This window comes from Streptomyces sp. NPDC059080 (genome assembly GCF_042739975.1).
Taxonomy (GTDB): Bacteria; Actinomycetota; Actinomycetes; order Streptomycetales; family Streptomycetaceae; genus Streptomyces; species Streptomyces benahoarensis.
In genome coordinates this window covers 225,070-237,902 of the sequence record NZ_JBHYGX010000004.1, presented here as the reverse complement: position 1 = coordinate 237,902, position 12,833 = coordinate 225,070, and the positions used below count along the sequence as shown (strand labels likewise).

7 protein-coding genes are annotated in these 12,833 nt (G+C 74.3%); 2 read left to right on the top strand and 5 right to left on the bottom strand.

Features of this window, described 5'->3' with window-relative positions:
* Positions 1–230 precede the first annotated feature (230 nt).
* The 3 genes from ACFWWQ_RS04845 to ACFWWQ_RS04835 all read right to left on the bottom strand — a co-directional run bounded on the left by ACFWWQ_RS04845 (position 231) and on the right by ACFWWQ_RS04835 (position 5,806).
* On the bottom strand, positions 231–3,254 hold the full coding sequence (locus ACFWWQ_RS04845) for a bifunctional [glutamine synthetase] adenylyltransferase/[glutamine synthetase]-adenylyl-L-tyrosine phosphorylase (RefSeq protein ID WP_384590117.1): 3,024 nt from the start codon (positions 3,252–3,254) through the stop codon (positions 231–233).
* 57 nt (positions 3,255–3,311) lie between these two features.
* Positions 3,312–4,673 (bottom strand): type I glutamate--ammonia ligase, encoded by a 1,362-nt coding sequence (gene glnA, locus ACFWWQ_RS04840; RefSeq protein ID WP_143942992.1) that lies wholly within the window; start codon positions 4,671–4,673, stop codon positions 3,312–3,314.
* A 311-nt stretch (positions 4,674–4,984) separates the two neighbouring features.
* A complete protein-coding gene (locus ACFWWQ_RS04835; RefSeq protein ID WP_384590307.1) occupies positions 4,985–5,806 on the bottom strand; it encodes an alpha/beta fold hydrolase in 822 nt (273 codons plus the stop codon).
* Positions 5,807–6,647: 841 nt separating this feature from the next.
* Between ACFWWQ_RS04835 and ACFWWQ_RS04830 the strand changes: the two genes are divergently transcribed.
* The gene (locus ACFWWQ_RS04830) at positions 6,648–8,273 is read left to right on the top strand and encodes a multicopper oxidase family protein (RefSeq protein ID WP_384590113.1); all 1,626 of its coding nucleotides are present in this window, start codon (positions 6,648–6,650) and stop codon (positions 8,271–8,273) included.
* Between the two features lie 212 nt (positions 8,274–8,485).
* Positions 8,486–10,240, top strand: a complete 1,755-nt coding sequence (locus ACFWWQ_RS04825; protein ID WP_384590110.1) for an NAD+ synthase — start codon at positions 8,486–8,488, stop codon at positions 10,238–10,240.
* 52 nt (positions 10,241–10,292) lie between these two features.
* Here ACFWWQ_RS04825 and ACFWWQ_RS04820 read toward each other — a convergent pair whose 3' ends face one another.
* Positions 10,293–11,531, bottom strand: a complete 1,239-nt coding sequence (locus ACFWWQ_RS04820) for an MFS transporter (protein WP_384590107.1) — start codon at positions 11,529–11,531, stop codon at positions 10,293–10,295.
* A 270-nt stretch (positions 11,532–11,801) separates the two neighbouring features.
* Positions 11,802–12,818 carry an endonuclease/exonuclease/phosphatase family protein gene (locus ACFWWQ_RS04815; RefSeq protein WP_384590304.1) on the bottom strand — a complete coding sequence of 339 codons (1,017 nt, stop codon included), beginning with the start codon at positions 12,816–12,818 and terminating at the stop codon, positions 11,802–11,804.
* Between the last annotated feature and the right edge of the window lie 15 nt (positions 12,819–12,833).

Sequence of the window (12,833 nt, the reverse complement as noted above, 5' to 3'; positions counted from 1 at the left end):
GTTTCGGGGGGGGGTGGGTTTTTTAAAACACCCCCCCCCCCCCCCGGGGGGGGGGCCCCGCCCCCGGCGGGGGGGGCGCCCCCCCCGGGGGCGCGCCCGACTGCCCCCTCCGCCACCACGGCACCACGGCACCACGGCACCCACGAAAGGAACCCCTGATGACCTCCGTCCCGAACGTGGGACGGGCACCGCTCCCCGAGGGGCGTGCCCGGCGGACCGGCCCGCCCCTTTCACGCCCCGTAGAACACCTCCTCCACCACCGCGCGGGCGCGGCGGGTGGTGCGGCGGTAGTCGTCGAGCATGTCGCCGACGTGGCCCTCCTCGTAGCCGAGGTAGCGGCCGACGGCGGCGAGTTCGCGGGCGTCGGCGGGGAAGGTGTCGCCGGGACGGCCGCGGACCAGCATCACGCCGTTGCGGACGCGGGCGGCCAGCACCCACGCCTCGTCGAGGATCTGGGCCTCCTCGGTGCCGATCAGCCCGGCTTGGTGTGCGGCGGCCAGGGCCTCGCGGGTGCGGGTGGTGCGCAGGCCCGGCAGCTCCCAGCCGTGCTGCATCTGGAAGAGCTGCACCGTCCACTCGACGTCGCTCAGACCGCCGCGGCCCAGCTTGGCGTGGGTGGTCGGGTCGGCGCCGCGCGGCAGCCGTTCGGACTCCATCCGGGCCTTGAGGCGCCGGATCTCGCGGACCGCGTCCTCCCCCAGGCCCTCGACCGGGTAGCGCAGCGGGTCGATCAGGTCGATGAAGCGGCGGCCCAGCTCCGCGTCGCCCGCGACCGGTTCGGCCCGCAGCAGCGCCTGCGCCTCCCACGCCAGCGACCAACGCCGGTAGTACGCCGCGTACGAGGCGAGGGAGCGCACCAGCGGGCCGGAGCGGCCCTCCGGGCGCAGGTCCGCGTCGATGGGCAACGGTGGGTCAGCGGACGGGAGTTGGAGCAGCCGCCGCATCTCGTTGGCGACGGCCCGGGCGGCCTTGGCGGCCTCCTGTTCGTCGGCGCCCTCGCGCGGTTCGTGGACGAAGAGCACATCGGCGTCCGAGCCGTAGCTCAGCTCGTGGCCGCCGAAGCGGCCCATGCCGATCACCGCGAATCGGGTCGGCAGGGTGTCGCCCCAGCTCTCGCGGACGGCGGCGCGCAGCGCACCGGCGAGCGTCGCGGCGTTCAGGTCGGAGACCGCCGAGCCGACCACGTCCAGCAGCCGCCCGGGGTCCTCCTCGGCGGGGCGGTCCTCCGTGCCGTACGCACCGATCAGATCCGCGGCGGCGGTGCGGAACAGCTCGCGGCGGCGCACCCCGCGAGCCGCGGCCACCGCCGCCTCCGCACCGTCCGCCCGGCCGACCGCCGCCAGCACCTCCTGCTCCAGCGCGAGGCGGCCACGCGGGCGCAGCCCGTCGGCGGCGCCGAGCAGCGCCACCGCCTCCGGCGCGCGCAGCAACAGATCGGGGGCGAGGCGGCCGCCGGACAGCACCCTGGCGAGGTTCTCCGCGGCGGCGCCCTCGTCGCGCAGCAGCCGCAGGTACCAGGGGGTCTTGCCGAGCGCGTCGGAGACCTTGCGGAAGCCCAGCAGTCCGGCGTCCGGGTCGGCGGAGTCGGCGAACCAGCCGAGCAGCACCGGCAGCAGCGTCCGCTGGATCGCGGCCTTGCGGGTCACGCCGGACGCCAGCGCCTCCATGTGGCGCAGCGCCCCGACCGGGTCGGCGTAGCCGAGCGCTTCGAGGCGCTGTCCGGCGGCCTTCGCCGACAGGCGGATCTCGCCGGGCTCCAGATGGGCGACGGCGTCCAGCAGCGGCCGGTAGAACAGCTTCTCGTGCAGCCGCCGCACCTCGCGGGCGTGCCATTTCCACTGGGCGCGCAGCGCGTCGACCGGTTCGGTGCGCAGCCCCATGGAGCGGGCCAGGCGCCGCAGATCGGTGCCGTCCTCCGGCATCAGATGGGTGCGGCGCATCCGCTGGAGCTGGATGCGGTGTTCCAGGGTGCGCAGGAAGCGGTAGGCGGCGTCGAGGGCGGCGGCGTCCTGGCGGCCGACGTAGCCGCCCGCGGCGAGCGCCGCCAGGGCGTCGAGGGTGGTGGCGCTGCGCAGCGTCGCGTCGCTGCGGCCGTGCACCAGCTGGAGGAGCTGGACGGCGAACTCGACGTCCCGCAGCCCGCCGGGTCCGAGCTTCAGCTCCCGGTCGACCTCGGCGACGGGGATGCCCGCGATGACCCGGCGCCGCATCTGCCGCACATCGGTGACGAAGTTCTCCCGCTCGGCGGCCTGCCACACCAGCGGCGCGAGCGTGTCGACGTAACGCTGCCCCAGCTCGGGGTCGCCCGCCGTCGGCCTGGCCTTCAGCAGCGCCTGGAACTCCCAGGTCTTCGCCCAGCGCTGGTAGTACGCGAGGTGGCTGTTGAGGGTGCGGACCAGCGGGCCGTTGCGGCCCTCGGGCCGGAGGTTGGCGTCGACCGGCCAGATGGTGCCCTCGACGGTGATGTCCGAGCAGACCTGCATCAGGCGCGCCGCGAGCCGGGTCGCGGCCTGGAGCGCCGCCGCCTCCTCGGTGCCCTCCTTGGCCTCGCCGACGAAGACGACATCGACGTCCGAGACGTAGTTCAGCTCCCGGCCGCCGCACTTGCCCATCGCGATGACGGCGAGGCGGCACACGGCGGCGTCGCCCGGCGCCTCCTCGGAGGCGATCTGCAGGGCGGCGCGGAGGGTCGCCGTCGCCAGGTCGGCCAGCTCCGCGGCGACCTCGCTGAGGTCGGTGGTGCCGCAGACGTCGCGGGCGGCGATGCCCAGCAGGCAGCGGCGGTAGGCGATCCGCAGCGCGTCCGGGCGCGGCAGCGCGCCGCCCTCCTCACCCCACACGCCCTCGGCGAGCGCCTCCTCGAACTCCGGGGTGGCCGGGTGCAGGTCCGCCGCCTCGTACGTGACGAGCGACTGCCAGTCGCGCGGGTGGCGGGCGAGGTGGTCGGCGAGCGCCTCGGAGGCGCCCATGACGCCCAGCAGCCGGTCCCGCAGCGGTTTCGCGGTGACCAGCGTGGCCAGCAGCCGCTGCCGCTCCGCCTCGCCCTGCGCCTCGACGAGCCGGACCAGCCCGAGCAGCGCCTGATCCGGGTCGGCGGCCCCGCCGAACGCCTCCAGCAGCACCGAGTCGTCGTGTACGGGGGCGAGTTCGGGCGTGTGGAGCAGCCGGGCGGCTGCCGACGGGTCGGTGAAACCGTGGCGCAGCAGCCGGGTGAAGGTGCTGCTCCGCCGGCCCTGCGGAGCGGGTTGTGCCATGGCGTGCACCTCTCGGGGTCCGCCCGGCCGCCGGGCCGGGCGACGGCGGGGATCGGGTTACAGGACCGGCAGCATCTTGCGCAGCTCGAAGGCGGTGACCTCGGAGCGGTACTCCTCCCACTCCTGTTTCTTGTTCCGGAGGAAGAAGTCGAAGACGTGCTCGCCGAGGGTTTCGGCGACCAGTTCGCTGCGCTCCATCAGGTCGATGGCCTCGCCGAGGTTCTGCGGCAGCGGCTCGATGCCCATCGCGCGGCGCTCGGCGTCGGTCAGCGCCCAGACGTCGTCGTCGGCGCCGGGCGGCAGTGCGTAGCCCTCCTCGATGCCCTTGAGTCCGGCAGCGAGGAGGACCGCGTACGTCAGGTACGGGTTGGCGCCGGAGTCGATGGAGCGGACCTCGACGCGGGTGGAGCCCATCTTGCCGGGCTTGTACATCGGCACCCGGATCAACGCGGAGCGGTTGTTGTGGCCCCAGCAGATGTACGAAGGGGCCTCGCCGCCGGCGCCCGCGGTGCGGTTGGCGCCGCCCCAGATGCGCTTGTAGGAGTTGACCCACTGGTTGGTGACGGCGGAGATCTCCCCGGCGTGGCGGAGCAGTCCGGCGATGAACGACCGGCCGACCTTGGAGAGTTGGTACTCCGCGCCGGACTCGTGGAAGGCGTTGCGGTCGCCCTCGAAGAGGGAGAGGTGGGTGTGCATACCGGAGCCGGGGTACTCGGAGAACGGCTTGGGCATGAACGTCGCCTGCACGCCCTGCTCCAGCGCCACCTGCTTCATGACCAGCCGGAACGTCATGATGTTGTCGGCGGTCGACAGCGCGTCGGCGTACCGCAGATCGATCTCCTGCTGGCCCGGGGCGCCCTCGTGGTGGCTGAACTCCACCGAGATGCCCATCGATTCGAGCATCGTGATGGCCTGGCGGCGGAAGTCCATGCCGACGTTCTGCGGGGTGTGGTCGAAGTAGCCGGAGGAGTCGCCGGGGGTGGGCCGCCGCCCGTCCACCGGCTTGTCCTTGAGCAGGAAGAACTCGATCTCGGGGTGGGTGTAGAAGGTGAAACCGAGGTCGGAGGTCTTCGCCAGGATGCGCTTGAGGACGTAGCGCGGGTCGGCGTACGAGGGGGAGCCGTCGGGCATCAGGATGTCGCAGAACATCCGGGCGGTGCCGGGGCCTTCCGCGCGCCAGGGCAGGATCTGGAAGGTGCCCGGATCCGGCTTGGCGATCATGTCGGACTCGTAGACCCGGGCGAAGCCCTCGATGGCGGAGCCGTCGAAGCCGATGCCCTCGTCGAACGCCTGCTCAAGCTCGGCGGGCGCGACGGCCACGGACTTCAGGAACCCGAGCACATCGGTGAACCACAGCCGAACGAAACGGATGTCACGCTCCTCCAGCGTGCGGAGCACAAACTCCTGCTGCTTGTCCATGGCTCACCAATCCTTGCAGGTCAATCGGCCCGTCCACATGTGTGGGACCACATCGTGTGGCACACCAGTATCACGCGCGGGAGTTACCGTCACATTACGCACCCTTGGCCTGATCCAGAACCGCCCGGCCGTGTCCTCGGGCCGCCGCCCGCCGCGCCGGGGGCGCACCCGGTGAGCCCGCCGTGGTCAGCGTGGGGCGCGCCGGCGCCGTCTGTCACGGCCCACGGCGCGGCAAACCGGCGGCTTGGCGCACTCCTGACCTCTCCGGGAGCCGCCGTTGACCCGTTCGTGACGGACCGGGACACGGCCCGTCACAGCTCCCGGACGGCCCGGGCGACGGCGTCCGGCGCGTCCGCCATCAGCAGATGCCCGGCGGGCGCGGCCACCACGAACCGGCCACCCAGCTCGGCGGCGAGGCCCCGCTGCCGCTCCAGCCACCGCAGCTCCCGGGGCGTCTCCCCGCCGCCGTACGCCGCGAGGACTGTCACCGGTACGGGTGGCAGCGCACGCTCCGGACGCAGCGCCGCCACCTCCGCCGCCTGGTAGGGGTGGGCGGCGTTCTCCAGCGCGCAGGCGCGGACGACGCGGCTGGTGCGGTACGTGGCGCGCTCCCAGGGGTGCGCGGGGTGCGGGCCGAGCGCCCCGGCACGGGAGACGAGGCGGCGTCCGGCCGGGCCGAGGGCGCGGGGCAGTCCGGCGGCGGAGGCGGCGCCCGCCACGCCGCCCGCCCAGGCGTGCCGGACCGCGCGCGGCAGCACCGGGCGGTCCGGGCCGGCGAGGCTGCCGTCGGCGAGGACGAGGCCCGCGCAGCGGTGCGGGTGGAGCCGGGCGAACGCCTCGGCGTGGAAGGCCGCCATGGAGTGGCCGACGACGGTGGCGGGGCCCGGGTGGCCGAGCGCGTCGAGGACATGGGCGATCCGGTCGGCCTCGGCGGCGGCGGTCGGCGGGCCGGGCGCGGGGGCGCTCAGGCCGAGGCCGGGGCGGTCGAAGCGGACGACGGTGCGGTCGGGGGCGAGCAGCGCGGCCACCGCCTCCCAGTCGAACCAGGCCATGCCGAGGCCGCCGCAGAGCACCACGACCGGCCCGGCGCCCTCCTGGAGCACGTGCAGCGGCACGCCGTCGACGCGCAGCATCCGGCCGGGCGGCGCGCCGGGGCCCGGACCGTCCGCGGCGTCCGCGCCGCGGGGCCGGTCCGGCGCGCGGTCCGTGCCGGCGCCGTGCCAGGTGCCGTCGTCGTGGCTGCCGTTCCCGCGGCTTCCGCTGTCCTGACTGCTGCCCCTGCTGCGGTTCATCCGCGGCCTCCCGTTCATCCGTCTCGCACCGCCCCCGGCCGCGCCCTGCTCGATTTCTTCCCGCCCGGCACCAATTCTCCCGCCCACCCAGCCCTGATTTCTCCCGCCCACCCAGCACCGGCTCTCCCGCCCGCCCAGCCCTGATTTCGCCCGCCCCGCGCGGTGATTCTCCCGCCGGGTGGGGCGGCCGTGGGCGGGGCGGGGGGCGTGCCGCCGTGTGCCGGGGCGCGCGGTGAGAAGGCCGCGCGGGCGACGCCCGCCGCCGTACGCCGGGTCGCGCGCCCACGGTCCCGGCCGCATGTCGCGCCCGCCCTCGCGTTCCGGGGCGCGCGTCCGCGGCGCCGGACACCGGGGCCGTACGGCGCGCCTTCCGCCCGGCGGATACCCCGTAGGGGTAACGACCCGGAGTGGCCGATAGCCCCGGAGGAAGGAGCGGTGTCCGTGGCGGGCGCCGTGACGCCGCGGATTCCCGCCCCCCAGGTCGTAAGGTGCCCCGCGAGGCACCACCCGACCGCCGGGCCCGCCGCGCGCCGCTCACCGCCGCCCGCCGGCCCCGCACCCCGAGACCCCCACCCACCTTCCTTCCACTCACTCCCCCATCGGCAATTTGTCCGCATCCGTTCTCTTTTGCACTCCACGTCCTGCCCGTGGCCGTGCGCCCACCGACACCCCGAGGTACTTCATGCGACCTGAGCACCCCTCTCGTCCCCTGACCGATCCGTCCGCCCGCCCCGCCGAGCCCGGGCGGCGGACGCTGCTCGGCGCGGGAGTCGCCGCCGTCGCCGCCGGTCTGCTCGGCGCGGGCGGCACCGCCACCGCCCGCCCGGCGCGCGCCGACGACAGGGGCGCGGCGGGCGCCTCCGGCGACGTCCCGCCCGGATACGTCACACCCGGCGGACCTCAGGTCCTCGCCGCCGAGAAGCGGCGCGGCGACGGACCGGTGCGGCAGCTGTCCCTGCTCGCCACGCCCACCCTCGTCCAGCTCGGCGGCCGCACCGTCCACACCTGGGCGTACGACGGGTCGCTGACCGGCCCGGTGATCCGGGCGACCGCGGGCGACGCGCTGGCGGTCGACTTCGCCAACCACCTGCCGCATCACACCACCGTCCACTGGCACGGGCTGGCGCTCCGCAACGACATGGACGGGGTGCCCGGCATCACCCAGCTCGCCGTGGCACCCGGGGCGTCCTTCCCGTACCACTTCAAGACGGCACGGCCGGGCACGTACTGGTACCACCCGCACGTCGGCGTACAACAGGACCGTGGCCTGTACGGGCCGCTGATCGTCGACGATCCCCGGGAGCCGCTCGCGTACGACAAGGAGTGGGTGGTCGTCCTCGACGACTGGGTCGACGGGATCGACGGCTCCACCCCGGACGCGATCCTCGAAGAGCTGAACCACGGGATGAGCCACAGCGGCCACGAGATGCGGGCAGCCGCCGCCCCGTCAAAGCGGGCAGCCGCCGCCCCGTCAAAGGGGCCGTCACGGATCCTGAGAGGCGCCCGCAGCGAACTGCTCGGCGGCGAGGCGGGCAACGTGGACTACCCGCTCCACCTGATCAACGGGCGGACCGCGGACGACCCGGAGACCTTCACCGCCGCCCCCGGCGACCGCATCCGGATCCGGATGATCAACGCGGGCGGCGACACCGCCTACCGGGTGGCGCTCGGCGGACACACCATGACCATCACCCACACCGACGGCCACGCCGTCGAGCACGCCGACACCGACACGCTGCTGCTCGGGATGAGCGAGCGCTACGACGTACTGGTCACCGCCAAGGACGGCGTCTTCCCGCTCACCGCGCTCGCCGAGGGCAAGAAGCACCTGGCCCAGGCCGTGCTGCGCACCGGCGGCGGCGCCGCGCCGGGCCCCGGCACCCGCCCCCGGGAACTGGACGGGAAGCTGGTCACCGCACCCGACCTGTACGCCGCGGAGTCGGTGCGGCTCCCCAAACGCGACGTCGACCGCCGCCATCAGATGGTGCTGACCGGGTCGATGGACCGCTTCAACTGGGCGATCAACCACGAGCCGTTCACGCCGTCGCAGCGCTACCCCGTCCGGGAGGGCGAGCGGGTGGAGCTGGTGTTCCGCAACCACACCCAGATGTGGCACCCGATGCATCTGCACGGCCACGCCTTCGAGCTGGCGGACGGCGGACCGCGCAAGGACACCGTCATCGTGCGCCCGCGCCGCACCGTGCGGGTCCACCTGGACGCCGACAACCCGGGCCTGTGGATGCTGCACTGCCACAACGTGTACCACTCGGAGAGCGGGATGATGACGGTGCTCGGGTACCGCGCCTAGCCCCACCCACAAGGGAGTTGGCGGGTGACGGCCACACGCACGGGCCGCCGCCCACGGCCGGGCGGGACGCGGGCCGCCCGGCCGCGCCCCGTCATCCGCCCGTCCCGCACGCGCCCCGCCCGTCATCCTCCCGACACCCCTCGCGACCATTCCCGACCCCCATCACGTCAGAAAGACGAATAGCGCGTCAGAAAGACGAATAAAATGGTGGGGTGCCTCAGCTTCGCGTCGCCCTCAACCAGATCGACACCTGCGTCGGCGCTCTCGCACGGAACACCGGGACGCTGCTGCACTGGACCCGCCACGCCGCCCAGCAGGGCGCGCACCTCGTCGCCTTCCCCGAGATGGCGCTGACCGGCTACCCCGTCGAGGACCTCGCGCTGCGCCCGTCGTTCGTCGAGGCGAGCCGCGCGGCGCTGACGGAGCTGGCCGGGCGGCTCGCCACCGAGGGGCTGGGCGAACTCCCCGTCGTCGTCGGCCACCTCGACCGCTGCGAGCGGGAGCTGCCCCGCTACGGGCGGCCCGCCGGGGCGCCGCAGAACGCGGCGGCGGTGCTGCACCGCGGCCGGATCGCGCTGAGCTTCGCCAAGCACCATCTGCCCAACTACGGCGTCTTCGACGAGTTCCGGTACTTCGTACCCGGCGACACGCTGCCCGTCGTACGGGTGCACGGCGTCGATGTGGCGCTGGCGATCTGCGAGGACCTCTGGCAGGACGGCGGCCGGGTCCCCGCCACCCGCACCGCCGGAGCCGGGCTGCTGCTCTCCCTCAACGCCTCGCCGTACGAGCGGCACAAGGACGACACCCGTCTGGAGCTGGTGCGCCGCCGGGCCCGGGAGGCCGGGTGCACCACCGCGTATCTGGCGATGACCGGCGGCCAGGACGAGCTGGTCTTCGACGGCGACTCGCTCGTCGTCTCCCCCGACGGCCGGGTGATCGCGCGGGCCCCGCAGTTCGCCGAGAGGTGCGTCCTGGTCGATCTGGAGCTGCCCGCGGCCGCCGCCGAGCCGCCGTCCGGCACCGTCGACGACGGGCTGCGCATCGACCACGTCACCCTCTCCGCCGACCCGCTGCCCGACTGCCCGCCGCAGACCCTGGGCGGCGAGGCGGAGCGGCTGGAGGACCTGGAGGAGATCTACACCGCGCTGGTCGTCGGGGTGCGGGCGTATGTCACGAAGAACGGCTTCCACAGCGTGGTGCTGGGCCTGTCCGGCGGCATCGACTCGGCGCTGGTGGCCACGCTCGCCTGCGACGCGCTGGGCGCCCGGCACGTCCACGGCGTCGCGATGCCGTCCGCGTACTCCTCGGAACACTCCCGCACCGACGCCGCCGACCTCGCCCGCCGCACCAGGCTGGCGTTCCGTACGGTGCCGATCGGCCCGATGGTCGACGCGTACATGGAGTCGCTGGGGCTGAGCGGGACGGCCGAGGAGAACCTCCAGTCGCGGGTGCGCGGCACCACGCTGATGGCGCTCTCCAACCAGGAGGGCCACCTCGTCCTCGCGCCCGGCAACAAAAGCGAGCTGGCCTGCGGTTACTCCACGCTCTACGGCGACTCCGTCGGCGCGTTCGGGCCGATCAAGGACGTCTACAAGAGCGACGTCTACGCGCTGGCCCGCTGGCGCAACGCCTCTGCCGCCGACCGGGGCCGCACCCCGCCGATCCCGGAGCACACCCTCACCAAACCGCCCAGCGCGGAACTGCGCCCCGGCCAGCTCGACACCGACACGCTGCCCGACTACGACGTCCTCGACCGGATCCTGGCGCGGTACGTCGACGGGGACCGGGGACGGGCCGAGATCGTCGCCGAGGGGTTCGACGACGCCCTCGTGGTGCGGGTGCTGCGGATGGTGGACGCAGCGGAGTACAAGCGGCGGCAGTACCCGCCGGGCACCAAGATCTCCGCGAAGGGCTTCGGCAAGGACCGGCGGCTGCCGGTCACCAACCTGTGGCGGGAGGGCGCCTGACGCGGCGGGCCGGGGCGCGTACGGCCCCGGGCACACGCCGGGCGTGAACCCGTCAGCCGCGGTGGTCGGCGGCGTCCTCGGCCGGGGTCTCCGCGGGCTCGTCCGGGGCGCCGCCGCGGGCCACGACGCGGGAGACGTCGCCGCCCTCCTTCGTACGGTCCAGGAGTCCGGCGGTGACGGCGACGGCGAGGCCCGCGGCGGCCAGCACCGCGCCGACGGCGGCGGGCGACGTCCAGCCCCAGTGCGCCGACAGGGCGAGGCCGCCCGCCCAGGCGCCGCCCGCGTTCGCGAGGTTGAACGCCGACTGGTTGGACGCGGCGGCCAGCGTCGGCGCGCCCTGCGCCTTCTCCATCGCCAGCATCTGGAGCGGTGTGGTCGTCATGAAGCCGACGGCGCCGATCAGGACGACGGCCACCAGCACGAGCGGCTTGTGCGGCGCGGCCAGCGGGAAGAGCGCGAGGACCGCGGCGAGGGCGGCCAGCGAACCGTAGAGGGTGGGGCGCAGCGCCCGGTCGGTGAGCGGTCCGGCGGCGAGGGCACCGAGCGTCATCCCGATGCCGAAGAGGGCGAGCACCAGCGTCACGGAGGTCTCGGAGAAGCCGGTGACCTTGGTCAGCACCGACGCGAGATAGCTGTAGAAGGCGAAGACACCGGCGAAACCGAGGACGGTGGTGAGCAGGCCGAGCAGCACCTGCCGCCCGGCGAGGGCGCGCAGTTCGCGGCCGAGCCCGGTGCGTTCCCCGGCGGGCAGCGGCGGCACCAGGCGGGCCAGGGCGGCCATCGCGACGACCCCGATGCCCGCGACGACGAGGAAGGTGGCGCGCCAGCCGAGGTGCTGGCCGAGGAGGGTCGCGGCGGGCACGCCGACGATGTTGGCGACGGTCAGACCGAGGAACATCGTGGCGACGGCGCGCGCCTGCCGCCCCTCGCGCACCAGCCGGGCGGCGACCACCGCGCCGACGCCGAAGAACGCGCCGTGCGGCAGGCCCGCCAGCAGCCGCCCGGCGACCAGCAGCGGGAAGTCGGTGGCGAGGGCGGAGGCGAGGTTACCGGCGGTGAAGAGCGCCATCAGCGCCACGAGCATCGGCTTGCGGGGGACGCGGGAGCCGAGCGCGGTCAGCAGCGGGGCGCCGATGACGACGCCGAGGGCGTAGGCGGAGACGAGGTAGCCGGCGGTGGGCACGGAGGTGCCCAGATCGTCCGCGACGTTGGGCAGCAGGCCCATCATGACGAACTCTGTGGTGCCTATTCCGAAGGCCGAGATCGCGAGCGCGAGCAGAGCCACGGGCATGAGAGACCTTTCGGAGCGGTACACGGGGCGGTGCGGGGCGTCCGCGCGGGCGGCGCCGCGGGATCACCGCCGTAAGTTCGGGGACGGAACAAAGTCTGGCAGGTCCGGAATTCCGGCGGGTGACGACGGTGCGACCCCGCGGTGTGCCGTTGTGCACGATGGGGGTGCGCCGTTGCGCGTCGCGGACATCTGCTTCCCTGCGGCCCGGACACGGCGGAGCGGGCGGAACATCGCCGTTCCGCCCGCCCGGTGTCCGGTCACCCGGTGGGGTCAGGAGCCGCCGGAGAGGTTGATCGACGCGGCGATCGGCAGGTGGTCGCTGCCGGTGGCGGGCAGTGTCCAGGCGGCCACCGGCTCCAGGCCCCGGGTCATGATCTGGTCGATCCGGGCCATCGGGAACGACACCGGCCAGGTGAAGCCGAAGCCGTCGCCCGCCGCGCCCTGCGCCGAGCGCATCTGGGAGGTGACGGGCGCCAGCGACCGGTCGTTCATCGTGCCGTTGAGGTCGCCGAGGAGCACCACCTGGCGCAGCGGTTCCTGCGAGACGGCCTTGCCGAGCGCGGCGGCGCTGGCGTCGCGCTGGCTGGCGGTGAAGCCCGCCTTGACCTTGACCCGCACCGAGGGCAGATGCGCGACGTACACCGCGATCTTCTCGCCGTCCGGGGTGGTCAGCGTGGCGCGCAACGCCCGCGTCCACCCCATCTTGATCGGCACCGACGCCGCGTCGGACAGCGGCCGCTTGCTCCAGAGGCCGACGGTGCCCTTGACCGCGTGGTACGGGTACGCCGTCGCGAGGCCCTTCTCGTAGGCGGGCAGTGCCTGGGCCGTCACCTCCTCCAAGGCGACGACGTCCGCGTCGGCGGCCACGAGGTCCCGGGCGGTGCCCGCGGGGTCGGGGTTGCCCGCGTCGACGTTGTGGGTGACGAACGTCAGATCGCCGCCGGTGCCCGTCTTGCCGGTGACCTGGCCGCCGAAGAGGCCGGCCCAGGCGACGACCGGCAGCACCAGGGCGACCAGCGCCGTCGCCGAGCGGCGCAGCACCGCGAGCAGGAGCAGCAGCGGGATGCCCAGGCCCAGCCACGGCAGGAACGTCTCCAGCAGGCTGCCGAGGTTGCCCACGGTGTTGGGGACCTTGGCGTGCAGCAGCATCAGCAGGCCGAGCGCCACGGCCAGCACCGCGAGCACGATGCCGCGCCGCCACATCCGCTCCGGCCGCCACCACCTGCGCAGACGCTCGGCCCGGGAACCGGTCTGTTCAGGGCCCGGCCCCTGCTCCGGCTCCGTCATGTACGCCTGCGCCAT